14 protein-coding genes are annotated in these 17717 nt (G+C 72.0%); 8 read left to right on the top strand and 6 right to left on the bottom strand.

The window, feature by feature from the left end; genetic code table 11:
* Both BG452_RS39060 and BG452_RS39055 read right to left on the bottom strand, forming a co-directional pair.
* A partial coding sequence (locus tag BG452_RS39060) for an ABC transporter permease (protein ID WP_188309088.1) occupies positions 1-1163 on the bottom strand: 1163 nt, incomplete at its 3' end.
* A 141-nt stretch (positions 1164-1304) separates the two neighbouring features.
* Complete coding sequence (locus tag BG452_RS39055) at positions 1305-2036, bottom strand: ABC transporter ATP-binding protein (RefSeq protein ID WP_317621431.1); 732 nt, start codon at positions 2034-2036, stop codon at positions 1305-1307.
* A 274-nt stretch (positions 2037-2310) separates the two neighbouring features.
* Between BG452_RS39055 and BG452_RS46505 the strand changes: the two genes are divergently transcribed.
* The 4 genes from BG452_RS46505 (at position 2311) to BG452_RS39035 (ending at position 6934) form a co-directional block, all read left to right on the top strand.
* Positions 2311-3762, top strand: a complete 1452-nt coding sequence (locus tag BG452_RS46505) for a sensor histidine kinase (RefSeq protein ID WP_223243383.1) — start codon at positions 2311-2313, stop codon at positions 3760-3762.
* A complete protein-coding gene (locus BG452_RS39045) occupies positions 3714-4361 on the top strand; it encodes a response regulator (protein ID WP_188309087.1) in 648 nt (215 codons plus the stop codon). Before BG452_RS46505 ends, BG452_RS39045 begins: the two co-directional genes overlap by 49 nt.
* 353 nt (positions 4362-4714) lie before the next feature.
* Positions 4715-5797: an isopenicillin N synthase family dioxygenase gene (locus BG452_RS39040; protein ID WP_223243382.1), complete on the top strand. Its 1083-nt coding sequence runs from the start codon at positions 4715-4717 to the stop codon at positions 5795-5797.
* Positions 5798-6121: 324 nt separating this feature from the next.
* Positions 6122-6934 carry a MerR family transcriptional regulator gene (locus tag BG452_RS39035; protein WP_188309086.1) on the top strand — a complete coding sequence of 271 codons (813 nt, stop codon included), beginning with the start codon at positions 6122-6124 and terminating at the stop codon, positions 6932-6934.
* Positions 6935-7039: 105 nt separating this feature from the next.
* Here the strand turns inward: BG452_RS39035 and BG452_RS39030 are convergent, their stop codons facing one another.
* The 4 genes from BG452_RS39030 to BG452_RS39015 form a co-directional block, all read right to left on the bottom strand.
* Complete coding sequence (locus BG452_RS39030; RefSeq protein WP_188309085.1) at positions 7040-9259, bottom strand: 3-hydroxyacyl-CoA dehydrogenase NAD-binding domain-containing protein; 2220 nt, start codon at positions 9257-9259, stop codon at positions 7040-7042.
* Between the two features lie 39 nt (positions 9260-9298).
* Positions 9299-10513 (bottom strand): acetyl-CoA C-acetyltransferase, encoded by a 1215-nt coding sequence (locus BG452_RS39025; protein ID WP_188309084.1) that lies wholly within the window; start codon positions 10511-10513, stop codon positions 9299-9301.
* Between the two features lie 189 nt (positions 10514-10702).
* Positions 10703-11845 (bottom strand): acyl-CoA dehydrogenase family protein, encoded by a 1143-nt coding sequence (locus tag BG452_RS39020; protein WP_188309083.1) that lies wholly within the window; start codon positions 11843-11845, stop codon positions 10703-10705.
* Positions 11846-11847: 2 nt separating this feature from the next.
* On the bottom strand, positions 11848-13047 hold the full coding sequence (locus BG452_RS39015; RefSeq protein ID WP_317621430.1) for a CaiB/BaiF CoA-transferase family protein: 1200 nt from the start codon (positions 13045-13047) through the stop codon (positions 11848-11850).
* A gap of 274 nt (positions 13048-13321) precedes the next feature.
* Between BG452_RS39015 and BG452_RS39010 the strand changes: the two genes are divergently transcribed.
* The 4 genes from BG452_RS39010 to BG452_RS38995 all read left to right on the top strand — a co-directional run bounded on the left by BG452_RS39010 (position 13322) and on the right by BG452_RS38995 (position 17643).
* On the top strand, positions 13322-13789 hold the full coding sequence (locus tag BG452_RS39010) for a hypothetical protein (protein ID WP_188309081.1): 468 nt from the start codon (positions 13322-13324) through the stop codon (positions 13787-13789).
* Positions 13790-13812: 23 nt separating this feature from the next.
* Entirely contained in the window at positions 13813-15957 is a 2145-nt protein-coding gene (locus BG452_RS39005; protein ID WP_188309080.1) for a hypothetical protein, read from the top strand.
* A gap of 344 nt (positions 15958-16301) precedes the next feature.
* Positions 16302-17012 (top strand): hypothetical protein, encoded by a 711-nt coding sequence (locus BG452_RS39000; RefSeq protein WP_188309079.1) that lies wholly within the window; start codon positions 16302-16304, stop codon positions 17010-17012.
* A 76-nt stretch (positions 17013-17088) separates the two neighbouring features.
* A complete protein-coding gene (locus BG452_RS38995; RefSeq protein WP_188309078.1) occupies positions 17089-17643 on the top strand; it encodes a GNAT family N-acetyltransferase in 555 nt (184 codons plus the stop codon).
* Positions 17644-17717: the final 74 nt, after the last annotated feature.

Genomic DNA, 17717 nt, shown 5'->3' with positions numbered 1-17717 from the left:
GGTGCCGTCCGGCCGACCGCGAGCGCCTCCACCGTGCGCAGCCGTCCGGCCCGCAGTGCGGGCACCAGCGCGGTGCCGGCCACCGCGCCCAGGGCCGCCACCGCGACCACCACGTCCACCCAGAGCGGAATACCCAGCAGCCCTCCACGCAGGGCCTTGTGGGCGATTCCGAGCACCGGCACGGACAGCAGGTTGCCCCCGGCCACGCCCAGCGCGGTGCCGATCCCGGCGGGGATCAGCGCTTGGCCGACGTAGGCGCGCGCCACCTGGGCCGGCGTGAAGCCCAAGGACTTGAGGATGCCGATCCGCCGGGTGGCGGCGCTCACCGCGCCGCTGACCACGACGCCGATGATCAGCACCGACATGGCCAGGCCGAGCACCCCGAAGGCCGTGACGAACGGGACGAAGGTCGAGGCCGTCCGGTTGGCCTCCTCGCGGGCGGGCTGGTAGCTGGTCGCCTTGGTGAGCGCACCGCCCGGCACCGCGGCGGCGATCGCCACGTGGTCGGCGTCCACCTCGGCGTTGCTGTCGGCATGGGCGAAGCGATAGAGGTACTGGGCGGCGGGTGTCGTGCCCGGGGCCGTCAGTCCGGCCACCTGCTCGGGGGCGACCCAGCCGTCCGCGCTCCAGGAGACTGAGTCGGCCAGGCCGACGACCTTGAGCGTCGGGTGCCCGGGCAGGTCCGGGAACTGCGCACTGTCCCCGACTGTCAGCGGGGAGTGCCCGTTCAGGAAGACCACCTCGCCGGGGCCCGCGATCCAGCGGCCCATGGTGATCCGCAGGTCGTCCATCGGGCCGTCCTGGGCACGGCCGACCAGCGTCATCGGCGGCAGCAGGCTGCCGGGCGGCGGGATCTTGGTGTCCGGGCCGGAACGCGGCTGGAGGGTGACCGCCGCGTAGGGACCGGCCGAGGCCGTCACCCCGGGCGCGTGCGCGGCCGCGGCGAGCTGGGCGGGGCTCGCCTTGGCCTGGTCGTACAGCACGTTGAGGTGCGCGCCGTGCTGGTCGGCGAAGGAGCGCTCGTACGGGGCCTGGGCGGCCACCAGCAGCCCGAGTGCGAGGATGCACGCCGTCACGGACATCATCGTGGTGAGCACCATCACCAGGGTCTGCACCCGCTTGCGGCCGACCCCGGCCCGGACCACCTTTCCCATCGCACTCATGCGCCCACCTCGCTGCGCTCGGCAGGGGCATTCGCCCACACGCACCTCTTGATGACTCGCTCGCTCCGCTCACTCATGCGCCCACCCCACTGCGCTCGGCAGGGGCATTCGCCCACACGCACCCCTTGATGACTCGCTCACTCATGCGCCCACCCCGCTCCGACCACCTGACGCCGACGCCGGCACCGCCGCCGTGTCCCGGACCAGGCGGCCGTCGAGCAGCTCGATCGTCCGGTCGGCGCAGGCCTCGGCGAGCGTGGTGTCATGGGTGACCAGCAGGATCGTCTGGCCCTCCACGTTGAGCTGGCGGAGCAGGTCGCGGACGTCGGCGGCGGAGGTGCTGTCCAGCGCCCCGGTGGGTTCGTCGGCCAACAGCAGCGGCGGTCGGTTCATCAGCGCCCGTGCCACGGCGACGCGTTGGCGCTCACCACCGGAGAGCCGACCTGGGAACGCCTTGGCGTGCCGGGCCACTCCGAGCCGCTCCAGCAGCTCCCCGGACCGGGCCCTGGCCTGCTCCCGCCGCACCCCGGCGAGTTGGGCCGGGAGCAACACGTTGTCCTCCACGTTCAGGTCGTCCAGCAGGTTGAAGAACTGGAACACCATGCCGATCCGCCTCCGCCGGTACTCGGCCAGCGCGGCCTCGCCGAGCTCGTGGACGGCCACGCCGTCCACCTCGACGCTGCCCTCGCTCGGGCGGTCGAGGCCGGCGATCAGGTTCAGCAGGGTGGACTTGCCGCTGCCCGAGCGGCCGAGCACGGCCAGCGCCTCTCCGGCCCGCACCTCGAGGTCGAGTTCGGCCAGGGCGGGACGGGCGGCGTCGGATCGGTCGTACGTCTTGCTGACGCCGCGGATCCTGATGATCGGCGCGTTCACGGGCCCTCCACTGTTCGGGGTCCGGCACCGGGGGGGGACCGGGCCGGCTGACGGAACATCACGCTACGAATCCGGGACCGGGTGCAGACAGCCGTCTAAGCGGCGTCCTCGGGGTGTATCCAGATACACCCCGAACTGGGTGTTCAGACCTAGAGCGTCGGGCTTTCGAGCGGGGCAGACTGACTCAGCGAAAGATCGGGACGGAGGCCGACGGGGGCTCCGGAACCCAGGCTTCGAGCCCTCGGACGGGGGCTCAGGACGGAGGGGGCGCGACATGAGGGCACGAGAAACCGGCCGGGCGGCCCGGCGGGTGGGCCGGGCCTGTGTGGACGGCGTGCGCGCCTGGTACGTGGTGACGTTGGCCGTGACGGGTTTGATCTCGCTGCTGGCCGGACCGGTCGTGCTGGGCGCCGCGCTGCTCGGGCCCGACGAGTCCCGGCCGTTCGGCCTGGGCGGGCCACTGATCCTGGCGGTGCCCCTGGGCCCGGTCGCCCTGTGGGCGCTCTGCTGGGCCACCGGCGGCGGCGGCCGGGCGGTCGGGGCCGTGCTGTTCGCCCCCGGCTCGCTCGCGGTGACGGCGACCCACCTGTACGGCGGCGCCGCACCCGGCGGGCGGTCCGTCTCGCTCTGGCTGGCACCCTCACTGCTGGTACTCGGGCTGTTCGGCGCGCGCTGGATCGCCACCGAGACCCGGCGGGTCGTCGACCGGTGGAACGGACGGCCGATCCCGGCGCCGTACCGCCACCCGGCCGGCGGGGGCGGCTCCTGGCAGCGGCTGCGGTGCGGCGGCTGGCTGGCCGACCCGGCTACCTGGAGGGACCTCGCCTGGGCGCTGCTCAGCGGACTCACCGTGCTGTTCACGGCCGCGATCGTGCTGCTGACTCCGGTCGCCATGGAGATCTTCGGGCGGAACGGGCTGCTGTTCCCGCTGGTGATCGTCTACGGCATGGGCGTCTGGGTGGCCCCGTTCGCGATCCTGTGGGCCGCCCCGCCCGTCCTGCGGATGCACGAGAAGGCCGCGCGGTCCCTGCTCGGACCGTCCCAGCGAGCCGAACTCACCCGCCAGGTCAGCCACCTGGCACGCACCCGGGCTGACACCATCGACGCCGGTGCGGCCGAGCTGCGCCGGATCGAGCGGGACCTCCACGACGGGGCGCAGGCCCGGCTGGTGGCGCTGGGCATGCTGCTGACCGTCGCCGAGCAGGTGAAGCACGACCCGGAGGCCCTCGGGCCGCTGCTGGTCGAGGCCCGTACCTCCTCGGTGAAGGCGCTGAGCGAGCTGCGGGACCTGGTCCGGGGCATCCACCCACCCGTGCTGGCCGACCGCGGCCTGGCCGACGCGGTGGAGGCGACCGCGCTGGACCTGCCACTGCCGGTCACCTTCGCCGGCAGCCTGCCCGGCCGGGCCCCGGCCCCGGTGGAATCGGCCGCCTACTTCGCGGTGAGCGAGCTGCTGGCCAACACGGTGAAACACGCCGGGGCCTCGCACGTATGGATCGAGATAGGGCACAGTGACGGGCTGCTGCGGATATCGGTCACCGACGACGGGCGCGGAGGAGCGGACCCGTCCCGGGGCACCGGCCTCAGCGGAACCGAACGCCGACTGGCCGCCTTCGACGGGGTGCTCGCGATCAGCAGCCCGTCCGGTGGTCCGACCATCGTGAACCTGGAGATCCCGTGCGTGTTGTCATCGCAGAAGACCTCTTCCTCCTCCGAGACGGGCTGACCCGGCTACTGGAGGCCAACGGCATGAAGGTCACCGCGGCGGTCGAGAACGGCGAGCAGTTGCTCGCCGCGGTGGCCGCGGACCGGCCCGACATCGCCGTGGTCGACGTGCGGCTGCCGCCGAGCTTCACGGACGAGGGGCTGCGCGCGGCACTGGCGGCCCGACAGGCCCACCCGGGCCTGCCCGTGCTGGTGCTGTCGCAGTTCGTGGAGCAGCTCTACGCCCGCGAGCTGCTGGCCGGCAGCTCGGGCGGGATCGGCTACCTGCTCAAGGACCGTGTGCTGGACGGCTCGCAGTTCCTCGACGCCGTCCGGCGGGTCGCCCAGGGCGGTACCGCGATGGACCCGGAGGTGATCACCCGGCTGCTCACCCACAACTCCTCGGCCGGCCCGGTCTCCACCCTCTCCCCCCGAGAACGGCAGGTGCTGGCGCTGATGGCCGAGGGCCGCTCGAACGCGGCGATCGCCCAGCAGCTGGTGATCACCGAGCGGGCGGTAGCCAAGCACACCGCGTCGATCTTCGTGCGGCTCGGCCTCCAGCCCTCCGACGACGACAACCGCCGCGTCCTGGCCGTCCTGGCCCACCTCAACAACGCCTGACGACCCTCGATCCCCCATGCCACCCGACATCGCCCCACACCGAACGCGTGCAGACTGACACATCCCTGACAAATGACGAGTGACTTTCCGCCCCAGGGGGCTCGCCCGCCACCGAACGGGTCCTCTACCCTGGTGAGGTGCTCATCCTTGTTCGCCGTCGCCACGTGGACCTGCTCCGCGTGACGAGCATGTCCTGTCGACGCTCCGGCTGAACCTCGCGCCAACCCTCATGGCGGCCCAGAGCGGCCGCCACCACCTCCCGGCTACCGGAGCACCCGCCGCACCAGGCGCGGCTCCGGCCTCCCCTGGTCGACCACCGGGACCAGCCGGGACGAGACCAGCGGATGTCACAGATGATGCAGCAGCACGCCCCCATATCCGGAACCGGCTCCACCGCGGCGGCCCACCCCGAGGCCCTCGCCGAGAACCGCCCCGAGGCCCATCCCGAGGCCCTCCCGGTGATCGACCTCTCGCTCGCCGACGGCAGCCCGGAGGACCGCCGCCGACTGCACGACGAGCTCCGCTCCGCGGCCACCGGCGTCGGCTTCTTCCAGCTCGTCGGCCACGGCATCACCCCGGAGGAAACCGCCGCGCTCACCGGAGCCATGCGCGCCTTCTTCGCCCTCCCCGAGGCCGACCGGCTCTCCGTGAGCAACCTCAACTCCCCCCACTACCGCGGCTACACCCGTACCGGCGACGAGCGCACCGGCGGCAGCCAGGACTGGCGCGACCAGCTGGACATCGGCGCCGAGCTGCCCCCGCACACCCCCGGCACCGGCGAGCCCCCGTACTGGTGGCTGGAGGGCCCCAACCAGTGGCCGGCCGCGCTCCCCGAGCTGCGCACCGCCGCCCTCGGCTGGATCGACCACCTCGGCACGGTCGCCCGGCGCCTGCTGCACGAACTCCTCACCTCGATCGGCGCCCGCCCCGACTTCTACGACGACGCCTTCGCCGGCCACCCCCACCTGCGCCTCAAGCTGGTCCGCTACCCCGGTACCGCCCCGGACGGCGCCGGTCAGGGCGTCGGCGCCCACAAGGACTACGGCTTCATCACCCTGCTGCTCCAGGACACCGTCGGCGGACTCCAGGTCGAGCGCCCGGACGGTACCTTCCTGGACGTCCCGCCGCTCGACGGCGCCTTCGTGGTCAACCTCGGCGAGCTCCTGGAGGTGGCCACCGACGGTTACCTCAAGGCCACCAACCACCGCGTGGTCAGCCCGGCCGGGGCCCGCGAACGCTACTCCGTCCCGTTCTTCTACAACCCCCGCCTCGACGCCCACATCGAGCCGCTCGACTTCCCCCTCGCCCACCACGCCCCCGGCGCCACCGAGGACCCGGCCAACCCTCTCTTCGCCGACTTCGGTTTCAACGAGTGGAAGGGCTACACCCGGGCCCACCCCGAGGTCACCCGCCGCCACCACGCCGCCCTCGCCTGACCGGACCGCTGGACGGCCAGACCGCCGGACTGCCGGGCTGCCGGGCTGCCGGGCTGCCGGGCTGCCGGGCTGCCGGGCTGCCGGACCACCAGACCACCGGCCAACCAGCGCCCGACCGAGTGCCCGACCCACCGGTCGACCCAGCGACCGACCCAGCGACCGACGGCTCGAACGAGAACGACCGGACCAGCACGCCCCCGTACACCGGTGCGCGGGCCGGTCCGGTCGTTCGGGCTGCCGTCACGCCGTCCGATGGACCTGATCGCACCGCACTGTCACACTGCTGCTGTCACAGCAGGAGTGTGCCAGCGCGGGAGGCAGCAGATGGGGGAGCACGGCGCCGGGGTGGGCGAGGTGCGGCTGACGGTGGACGAGTTGGCGGCACGGGCCGGGGTGACGGTGCGGACCGTACGGTTCTACGGGACAAAGGGGCTGCTGCCACCGCCCGAGTTGGGGCCGCGGCGGGTGGGCCTGTACGGGGCGGCGCACCTGGACCGGCTGGGACTGATCGAGGAGTTGCAGCGGCAGGGGCTGACGCTGGCCGCGATCGAGCGGTACCTGGCCCGGCTGCCGGAGGACAGCACTCCGCTGGGCCTGGCGATCCACCGGGCGCTGGTGGCGTCCTGGACGCCGGAGGCGGCCGAGGAGGTGGGCCGGGCGCAGTTGGAGCGGCGGGCCGGTCGGGGGCTGTCGGAGGAGCAGGTGGAACGCCTGGTCGCGATGGGGGCGCTGGAGCGCACGGCCGACCCGGAGGTGTTCCGGGCGGACCCGGGCCTGCTGCCGCTGGGCGTGCGGATCCTGGACGTGCCGATCCCGCTGGAGACGCTGCTGGCCGCCCGCGCGGTGGTGGTGGAGCACAGCCGGGCGACAGCGCGGGAGTTGCAGCGGCTGTTCCGGGAGACGGTGTGGAAGCCGTACCGGGAGAGCGAGCCGGACCCGGCGGAGCTGGCCCGGATGAAGGAGCTGACCGACCACATCCAGCCGATGGTGGCGCAGGCGCTGGTCACCGCGTTCCAGCGGTCGCTGCGCGAGGAGTTGCGCACGGAGTTGAGCGAGGAGTTGAGCGAGGAACCGGGGCAGAAGTCGGGCGAGGAGCCGGGTGAGGCCGTGCACGCACACGGCACGACCTCACCCTGATCCCTCGGCCTGCCACCGATAGCCCGACCGCCACGGCCGACCACCACGGCCGACCACCGCCGGCCAGCCGACGACGGTCAGTCGCCGAAGGTCAGTCGCCGGCGGTCAGTCGCCGAAGGTCCGCCCCTCCGCCGCGATCCGCTCCAGCAGTGCCGGCGGCGCGAACCGCTCGCCGTACGCGGCGGCGAGTTCGCGGGCGCGGGCCGCGAAGCCGGCCGGGCCGCCCTCGTACCCGTTGATGTACTGGAACACGCCGCCCGTCCAGGCCGGGAAGCCGATGCCCAGGATGGAGCCCACGTTGGCGTCGGCGACCGAGGTGAGCACCCCCTCCTCCAGGCAGCGCACCGAGTCGAGCGCCTCGCTGAACAGCATCCGCTCCTTGAGGTCCTCGAACGGAACCGCGGACGAGCCCTCGAACGGGGCCCCGGCGGCCTTGGCGGCCGCGCCGTCCGCGCCCGAAGCCGAGAAGTGCTCCAGCAGCCCCGGCCAGAGCCGGCCGCGCTTGCCGTCCTCGCCGTACTCGTAGAAGCCCGCGCCGCCGCTGCGCCCGGGGCGGCCGAACTCGTCGACCATCCGGTCCACCACCGCGTCGGCCGGGTGCGGGGTCCAGCTGCCGCCGGCGGCCTCGACCGCGCGCCGGTACTCGTCGCGGATCTTGCGCGGCAGGGTGAGGGTGAGCTCGTCCATCAGGGAGAGCACCTTGGCGGGGTAGCCGGCCTGGGCGGCGGCCTGCTCGATGGAGGACGGGTGGATGCCCTCGCCGACCATGGCGACGCCCTCGTTGAGGAACTGGCCGATCACCCGGGAGGTGAAGAAGCCGCGCGAGTCGTTGACCACGATCGGCGTCTTGTCGATCTGCCGGACCAGGTCGAAGGCGCGGGCGAGCGCCTCGTCGCCGGTCTGCGGGCCGCGGATGATCTCGACCAGGCGCATCTTGTCGACCGGCGAGAAGAAGTGCAGGCCGATGAAGTCGCCGGTGCGCTGGACGCCTTCGGCGAGCACGCCGATCGGCAGGGTGGAGGTGTTGGAGCAGAGCAGCGCGTCGGGGGCGACCACGCCCTCGATCTCCTGGAACACCTTGTGCTTGAGCTCGGTGTTCTCGAAGACGGCCTCGATCACCGCGTCACAGCCGGCCAGGTCGGCGGCGTCGGAGCTGGGGGTGATCCGGGCGAGCAGGGCGTCGCGCTTGGCCTCGGTGGAGCGGCCACGGGCGATGGCCTTGTTCAGCAGGTTCTCGGAGTAGGCCTTTCCGCGCTCGGCGGCCTCGGCGCTGACGTCCTTGAGCACGACCTCGATGCCGGCCTTGGCGCAGGCGTAGGCGATGCCGGCCCCCATCATCCCGGCGCCGAGCACCGCGACCTTGCGGACCAGCCGCTTCTCGACGTCCTTGGGGCGCCCGGCACCGGAGTTGACCGTCTGCATGTCGAAGAACAGCGCCTGGATCATGTTCTTGCTGGTCTGCCCGCAGGCCAGCTCGGTGAAGTACCGGGCCTCGATCACCATCGCGGTGTCGACGTCGACCTGGCTGCTCTCCACGGCCGCTGCCAGCACGTTGCGCGGGGCCGGGTAGGGGGCGCCGTTGAGCTGCTTGCGCAGGTTGGCCGGGAAGGCCGGCAGATTGGCGGCGAAGGCGGGGGTGGCGGGGGTGCCGCCGGGGATCTTGTAGCCCTTGACGTCCCAGGGCTGGACGGCGGTCGGGTTGGCCTCGATCCAGGCCTTCGCCCGTGCGGTCAGCTCCGCCGGGGTGTCGACCAGTTCGTGCACCAGTCCGTGCTCCAGCGCCTGCACCGGGCGGTACTGGCGGCCCTGCAGCAGGAACTTCAGCAGGGCGTCGGTGATGCCGAACAGCCGCACCGTGCGGACCACACCGCCGCCGCCCGGCAGCAGGCCGAGGGTGACCTCGGGCAGGCCGAGCCGGCTGGCGGGGGTGTCCAGCGCGATCCGGTGGTGACAGGCGAGGGCGATCTCCAGTCCGCCGCCGAGGGCGCTGCCGTTGACGGCGGCGACGACGGGCTTGCCGAGGGTCTCCAGCGTGCGCAGCGAGCGCTTGATCCGCATGGACTTCTCGAAGACGGCCTCGGCGTCCTCGGGGCGGGCGGCGGAGAGCATGCGCAGGTCGCCGCCGGCGAAGAAGGTCTTCTTGCCGGAGGTGATCACCACGCCGCGCAGCGCGTCCCCCAGGCTGGTCAGCCGCTCGACCACGGCCTCGAAGTCGGCCGTGAAGGCCTCGTTCATGGTGTTGACGGACTGGGTGGGGTCGTCGAGGACGAGGGTGACCACGCCGTCCTGGTCCTGCTCCCAGCGGATGGTGGTGGTGTCGCTCATGAGTTCAAGGTCTCCAGGTCTACCGAGGGAGGGAGGGAGTCAGACGCGCTCGACGATGGTGGCGACGCCCATGCCACCGCCCACGCACAGGGTGATCAGGCCGTAGCGCAGGTCGCGCCGCTCCAACTCGTCGACGACGGTGCCGAGCAGCATCGCGCCGGTGGCGCCGAGCGGGTGGCCGAGGGCGATCGCGCCGCCGTTGACGTTCACCTGGTCGTGCCGGAAGCCGAGTTCGCCGATGAAGCGCAGGGCGACCGCCGCGAAGGCCTCGTTGATCTCGACCAGGTCGATGTCGGCGGCGGTGAGCCCGGCCTTGGCGAGTGCCTTGCGGGTGGCCGGGGCGGGGCCGGTGAGCATGATGGTGGGCTCGGAGCCGGAGACGGCGGCGGAGACGATCCGGGCGCGCGGGCGCAGCCCGTACCGCTCGCCGACCTCGCGGTTGCCGATCGCGACGAGCGCGGCGCCGTCCACGATGCCGGAGGAGTTGCCCGCGTGGTGGACGTGGTCGATGGCCTCGACCCAGTGGTACTTCTGCAGGGCGACGGCGTCGAAGCCGCCGGCCTCGCCGATCGCGGCGAAGGACGGCTTGAGGCCGGCCAGGGTCTCGACGGTGGTGCCGGGGCGGATGAACTCGTCGCGCTCCAGCACGACCAGGCCGTTGCGGTCGCGGACCGGGACGACCGAGCGGTCGAACAGGCCGTCGGCCTGGGCCTTGGCGGCGCGGGCCTGGGACTCGGCGGCGAAGGCGTCGACATCGGTGCGGGAGAAGCCCCCGATGGTGGCGATGAGGTCGGCGCCGATGCCCTGCGGGGCGAAGTTGGTCTCGTACGAGGTCATCGGGTCGGCGAACCAGGCGCCGCCGTCGGAGGCCATCTTGACCCGGGACATCGACTCCACGCCGCCGGCCAGGATCAGGTCCTCCCAGCCCGAACGGACCTTGGCGGCGGCCAGGTTGACGGCCTCCAGGCCGGAGGCGCAGAAGCGGTTCTCCTGGACGCCGGCCACCGTGTCGGGCAGACCGGCCGCGATGGCGGCGATCCGGGCGATGTCGGAGCCCTGGTCGCCGACCGGGCTGACCACGCCGAGCACGATGTCGTCGATCGCAGCCGGGTCCAACTCGGGGTAGCGCCGGCGCACTTCGTGGATCAGGCCGACGACCAGGTCGATCGGCTTGGTGCCGTGCAGCGAGCCGGTGGCCTTGCCGCGGCCGCGCGGGGTGCGGATCGCGTCGTAGACGTACGCTTCGGTGGTCACGATGGGAATGCCTTTCGGGGCGAGGGTTCCTGCGGGTCCGGGGGGAGGGTTCCTGCGGGCCCGGGGGCGGTTCCTGCGGGTCCGGGAGGGGAGGGTTCCTGCCGGTCCGGGGGCGGTTCCTGCCGGCCGCCGCCGGCGGGGCCTCCGCCTTCCGGGGGCCTGGAGAGCTGGGGTGCCGGGCGGCGGGGCTCAGCCGAGGATGGAGCGGCCGACGATCTCCTTCATGATCTCGGTGGTGCCGCCGTAGATCGTCTGGATCCGGCCGTCGGTGAACGCCCGGGCGACCGGGAACTCGCTCATGTACCCGTAGCCGCCGTGGAGTTGGAGGCACCGGTCGGCCGTGCGCTTCTGCAGTTCGGTGGCCCACCACTTGGCCATCGAGGCGTCGGCCGGGGTGAGCGCGTAGCGGTTGTGCTCGGTGATGCAGCGGTCGACGAAGGTCCGGGTGATCGCGCACTCGGTGGCCAGTTCGGCGATCTCGAAGCGGACGTGCTGGAGCTTGGCCAGCGGACGGCCGAAGGCCTCGCGCTGCTTGACGTAGTCGGTGGTGATCTCCACCAGGTACTCGGCGCCAGCGATCGCCGCGGCGGCGATGGCCAGCCGCTCCTGGGCGAGGTTCTGCATCAGGTGGACGAAGCCGCCGTTGAGCTCGCCGAGCAGGTTCTCCTTCGGCACCCGGACGTCCTCGAAGAACAACTCGGCGGTGTCCTGGGCCTTCTGGCCGATCTTGTCCAGGTTGCGGCCGCGCTCGAACCCGGGCGTGCCGCGCTCGACGGCCAGCAGGCTCAGCCCGTGCGCGCCGCCCTCGGGCGTGGTCCGGGCGACCACGATGACCAGGTCGGCCAGGATGCCGTTGGAGATGAAGGTCTTGGCGCCGTTGAGCAGGAAGTGGTCACCCTGGTCGACCGCCTGGGTGCGGATGCCCTGGAGGTCGGAGCCGGTGCCCGGCTCGGTCATCGCGATCGCGGTGATCAGCTCGCCGCTGCAGAAGCCCGGCAGCCAGCGGCGCTTCTGCTCCTCGGTGGCCAGCGAGGTGAGGTACGGGCCGATGATGTCGTTGTGCAGCCCGATCGCCAGTCCGGAGGCCCCGGCCCGGGCGAACTCCTCGGCCAGCACGGCGGCGTAGCGGAAGTCCGGGGCGCCGCCACCGCCGAACTCCTCGGGCACGGCGATCCCGAGCAGCCCCTGTCGGCCGGCCGCCAGCCAGACCGAGCGGTCGACGATGCCCGCCTTCTCCCAGCGGTCGTAGTGCGGCAGCACCTCCTTGGCGAGGAAGGCCTTCACGGTGGCCCGGAAGTCCTCGTGCTGCTCGGTGAAGATCTCGCGCTGCAACGCTACTCCCCTTGTTCTGCTGTGGAGTTGACGGATTCGGTGTCGCCGGCCGCGGGGTGGAGCGCCGGAACGCCCCAGTCCCGGGCCACCTCGGCGGTGTCCACCCCCGGCCGGGCCGGCGGGCGGCGCAGCGCGGCGGGGGTGGCGGAGAAGCGCGGGGCGGGGGCGGGCTGGGTCACGCCACCCGCCTCGACGTACGTCCCACGCGCCAACAAGTGTTGTTCGCGCGCTGCTTGACGCATCGTCAGCACCGGCTCCACGCAGGCGTCCGAACCGGCGAAGACGGCCTCCCACTCGCCCCTGGTCCGGGTGGCGAAGCGGGCCGCGATCAGCGCGCGCAGTTCGGGCCAGCGGGCGAGGTCGTACTGGCCGGGCGCGTCCGGGCCCAGGTCCAGCAGTCGGGCGAACTCGGCGTAGAACCGGGGCTCCAGGGCGCCCACCGCGAGGTGGCCGCCGTCGGCGGCCCGGTAGATCGCGTAGAACGGCGCGCCGCCGTCGAGCAGGTTGACGCCCCGGCGGTCCTGCCAGTGGCCGGCCGCGAGCAGGCCCCACAGCATGCTGCCGAGGTGCGCCGCGCCGTCCACGATCGCGGCGTCGACCACCTGCCCGGTCCCGGTCGCGCGGGCGTGGTGCAGCCCGGCGAGCAGGCCGACGACCAGGTAGAGCGAGCCGCCCGCGTAGTCGCCGAGCAGGTTCGCCGGGATCCCGGGCGGCGCGTCGGCCCCGCCCGGCGCGGCGACCAGCCCGAGCACCCCGGCCACCGCCGCGTACCCGAGGTCGTGCCCGGCGGTGGCGGCCCGCGGCCCCTGCTGCCCCCAGCCGGTCATCCGCCCGTACACCAGCGCCGGGTTGCGCGCCAGGCACACCTCGGGGCCCACCCCGAGCCGCTCCGCCACACCGGGCCGGTAGCCCTCGATCAGCAGGTCGGCCCGCTCGACCAGGTCCAGCACCAGGCCGGGCCCCTCGGGCGACTTGAGGTCGACCAGCACCGACCGCTTGTTCCGGTTGGTGAGGTCGTACGCCGGATCGGTGCCGAGCGGCGACGGCTCCGGGCGGTCCACCCGCACCACGTCCGCCCCGAGATCGCCCAACAGCATCGCCGCGAACGGCCCCGGCCCGATCCCGGCGAGCTCGACCACTCGCACACCCGCCAACGGCCCGGGGCCACCCGCACCGGCCGCTGGACCGCTTGTGTCACGCACTGGCCTGTCACGCACTGGCCGCAGAACCCTTCGGGGTTTGACAGTAAAGCTGTAACACTCGCGATGATAGGCAAGCGACCCGTCGGTAACAAGACCTCGGCCCCGACCCCGTGTCGCCAATTCACCCGTGCCGAACCTCTGATGGAACCGGCGACTCCCAGTGCAACCGCCACCACGTAGGGTGCGTCGGCGTACTGACGGAGGGTGCCTGTACGGTCGTCATGCCGCGAAGGGCACACGAACCCTTTGCCGAGTCGGGGAGGACTGATTACACATGGGCAGCCCGTACTTCACCACCGGACCGGTCGCCCCGGCGACGGACCCGATGCCGAGCACGCCGAAGAAGTCGCCGTACGCCCCGCCGACATCGGCCGATGGCGGCAGTACGGTGCCGCCACTCCCCTTCATTCCGCCCGGCAAGATCACCAGCCAGCTGGACACCCCGTACGAGCTCACCGCCTCCGCCGGGATGGCGCGGCAGATCGCCACCGACCTCGACAGCACCAACAGCAAGGCCGGGCCCGGCGCGCACAGCCTCACCGAGTACGCGGGCACCGCGGCCGGCAAGATCCGCGGCTTCTCCTTCGGTGGCGCCCTCACCGGCAGCACCGAACGATGGCTGCAGCAGTGCAAGACCCTGCACGACAAGCTCGCCAACGCCGCCACCGGCCTCGAACAGACCCGGCAGAACTACCACTCCAACGAGCTCACGACCGTCGCCGACCTGCGCGCGACCCGGTAGAAGTCAGAAGGGGCAACGGACAGATGGTGTCCTTCAAGGAACTGCACGAAGCCGACTTCTCCGGGGTCTCCGACGCCGCCGAGGCATGGGCCGGGGTCGCCAAGGCCCTCACCGCCCTAGACGGCCGGGTCACCAAGGACCTCACCAGCACGGCGCAGCGGGCCGGCTGGAAGGGCGACGCCGCCGACAGCGGCACCAAGGCACTGCAGGGCATCGACGGCGACTTCAAACAGGCCTCGGCCGTCGCCACCGCCCTCGCCGCGATCATGAAGACCGCCGCCGAGGACTTCGCCGCCGCCCGCCGCGACCTCGACACGGCCCTCCATGACGCCCAGACCCAGGGACTGGCCGTCTCCGCGGACGGCACCGTGAGTTGGACTCTGCCGAAGGACGCTCGGAACGACACGGACGGCGAGGTCCTGGCACGGGACTTGGCCGCCAAGTCCCAGGCCATCTCCGACCGCCTCGGCAAGGCCGTCGAGAAGGCCACCGCCGCGGACCAGCGGGCCACCCTCCACCTCCAGAGCGACATCGGCACCAGCACCGTCCTCTTCAACCCCGCCCCTGGCGGCACCGGCCCGATCGCCGACGCCAGGCGGGTGCAGGACCTGATCTCCAAGGCCTACGACCTCTCCGACGACGAACTCAAGCAGTTGCAGGCGCTGCTCGCCGCCAACGCGGAGAACAAGGAGTTCGCGACCACCCTGCTCACCGGCCTTCGATGCAACGGACAAACCGGCCCGGAAGCCTTCCTCGACTACAGCAAGATCCTCGGTGACCTCGCCCACGCCAGCCACAACGCCAAGGGCTATCAAGACATTTACGGCAGTATGGCCGTGGTGCTCGCCACCGGCACCCGGGGCGACGGCATGGGCAAGGAATGGGAGGACGGCCTCTTCCGCGCCGCCCGCGGTCCTGGCGGGCCCAACGACACCTATCCGGCGCTCACCACGCTGATGGAGACGAAGGGAACATTCGACAAGGCCTTCGTGCGCAGGGTCGGCACCGACCTGCTCGACTACGAGGCCGACAACAAGCTCAAGGGCATGGACCTGTGGGGACCGGCCTTCTACGAGGACCCACGGAAGGGTGACCCGCTCGCCCCCCTCCTGCGAATGATGAAGGGCGACCGGGACACGACCCAGGCGTTCCTCGATCCGAGCCAGAATAAGAACCTCGTCCACCTTCTCAAGGACCGCGGCTGGCTCGACGAGGAGCTGGAGCGCAAGCTTCCCGCAGACGTCCTGCGGGACACGTCCCACAAGCTGTTCGCAGACATTCTGGAAGACGCCACCATCGGCCACGGCCCCGACCGGAACCAGCACCCGGCGCCACATGACCAGGTCAGCCAGCGAATCATGGACGAGACGCTCAAGACCCTTGGCGGCAGCACGCCCGACGACCGGACCTCGGTGGCGGCGGTCCTCCGCAAGCCGGTGGCCAGGATGCTCGCCGACTACTCCCCGGACGTGTACCAGATCCTCGGCAACGATCTGCAGAGTCCGTCCCAGCCGAACGGGCTGACGGCCAAGCCGGAGCAACTCCTCCGGGTGGTCCGCGGGGCCCTGGAGGACCCGGACACGTTCAAGATCATGCACGAGGCACAGACCGAGGAGATCGCGCGTCGTCTCGACGCGTTCGGGCCCGACCAGTTCAAGCCCGATGCCACCGGCCGCCCGGACCACACCCTGTCCGCCTTCTCACAGCAGTCCGCCAAGGTCCTCGGCGGACTCGACGCCGCGTTCGTCAACGCGGCCACCGACCACGCGGACGCCAAGAATTCGGCCATCGACTGGCAGCAGCGGATGCTCTACCACGCGATCGGCACGCCCGTGAACCTGGCCCCGGACTTCCTGATGCCGGGAGTCTCGAAGGTGCTGCCACTGGGAGACGCGGCACAGCGCCTCGTCGACATCGGGACCGCCTCTTGGGCCGAGCAGGCCAAGGCGCCGATCAACAGCGCCACTGCGGCCAGCGTGAGCGACCGCTACTCGGCGGGGCGCTCCGAGCTGGACGCGATGATCGTCGGCAAGGCGAGCCAGTACGGCATCGCCCCCTCGGATGCCGGTCACGCCGGCACCGTGACGAACCATCTGCTGCTTGAGGCTGGGCCCTTCTACAACACCGGGATCGACAACGCCTACCACGCCGCATTCGGCAAGGGATGAGAGCCATGGAGATCGAACCTGACGAGGACCCCGGCGCTCCCGCTGCACCCGCCAAGCGCGGCGGCTCCGACCGTACCCGGCGGAGGCGGTTGATGGTGCTGCCTCTGGCGCTCTCCCTACTCCTGGCCGGAGTGGCAGGTTTCGCGGCGTACCGACAGACGAACCTCGGCGGACCTGACACCGTTTGCGACGGGGCGGCCACGGCGGACCAGCTACACGACGCGGTGGGACCCGGACGAATCAGCGAGTACCGGAGCGGGTTCTATGACCGGACCGGGGTCTCCACCGGGAACGACTGCTTCGCCACCGTCAGTTCCGGCCTCTTCGAGACGAAGGAGAGGGAGGTGCGATTCACCCTCAAGCCCAACCGGGACGGCCCTTCCGAGTTCGCCGCGGGGGACGCCCGACTGTTCTCCGGAGGCTCGGCCGGCTCCGTGACCTCCCGCGTGGCGTGGGCTCTGCTGCCCGAGGGGTGCCCGAAGGGCCTGCGCGCCGAGGTGCGAACCGACGTCGCGGGGCACGACGAGGCCCGGGCCAGGCTGGCCGTCGCCTTCGCGAACGGAGCCGCCAGGAACCACTCCTGCGCGGACCGCACACTTCCTGTGCCGACGGGTCTCTCCGCAAAGGGCTCCGAGGCGGCCCCGGACTGGAACAATCTCTGCGGCCTCCCCGGATTCGCACCCGCGAGGGATCCCAACGTCCAGTGGACGTACCGACAGCAGGTCACCACCGCGTCCGCCCCGTTCTGGACCTGCTCGATCAGCAGGCAGAGCACAAGCGGTCTGCCTCAGATCCTCGCGATCACCACCGACCCGCGGTCCATCACCGTGCCCCCGCAACCCGACAACGAGCCCCTCGGGCGTGCCCGCTGGGTCGCCCGCGGGACACTCGTTGCCACCTGCCAGGGCCGGGACGTCTACTTCACCGTCGACGGCGGTTTCGAGGCAGCCCTCCGCGGCGGCCTCGGGGACTACCTGTTCTCCGACCAGAACGACCTGGTGAGGCAGTTCCTCACCGCCGGGGGCAAGGCCATCGGCTGCGAGCCGATCCTGTAGGGAAATGGGCGGGCGACTGTCCGGGTAATGGTCTATCGTGCGGGCGAGCCATTACGTACGACATGGGGGAAGCGCCATGACCGCCACCGACCTGCCAGCCACCGACCTGCCCACCACCGACCGCACGATCGTCGCCGTCTCCGAGCGGCTGGTGCTGAGCCGGCCGCAGAACGGGGACGTGGAGGCGATGTTCGCGATCCACGGGGATCCGGAGACGAACCGGTACAACCCGGACGGGCCGCAGCGGGACATCGCGGCGGCGAAGAAGCAGTTGGACGGGTTCGTGGCCGACTGGCCGCGGGACGGGGTGGGGTACTGCATGGTGTCGACCCGGGAGGAGCCGGGGGTGGTCATCGGGGTCGCCGGACTGTTCCTGCACACCCTGGACGGGGAGCCGGTGTTCAACCTGTACTACCGGTTCCGGCCGTCCGCGTGGGGCCAGGGGTACGCGGCGGAGGCGTGCCGGGCGGCGATGGCGGAGGCGCTGCCGCGCTTTCCCGGGATTCCCGTGACGGCGCTGATCAGGGCGGACAACCTGCCCTCGCGCCGGCTGGCCGGGCGGCTCGGGCTGGTGGCGGACCCGGACGGACGGGTGGACCACGAGGACCGGCTGATCCACCGGATGGCCTGAGCTACGGGAGGATCCCCCGCCGGGGGGAGCGGGATCGCCCCCGGGACGGAGGTCACGGACCGGGGCGCGGCGGC

This window comes from Streptomyces sp. CBMA123 (assembly GCF_014596465.1).
Lineage (GTDB): Bacteria > Actinomycetota > Actinomycetes > Streptomycetales > Streptomycetaceae > Kitasatospora.
Note: the sequence above shows the minus strand (reverse complement) of the source record. Positions and strands in the feature narration are given on the sequence as shown.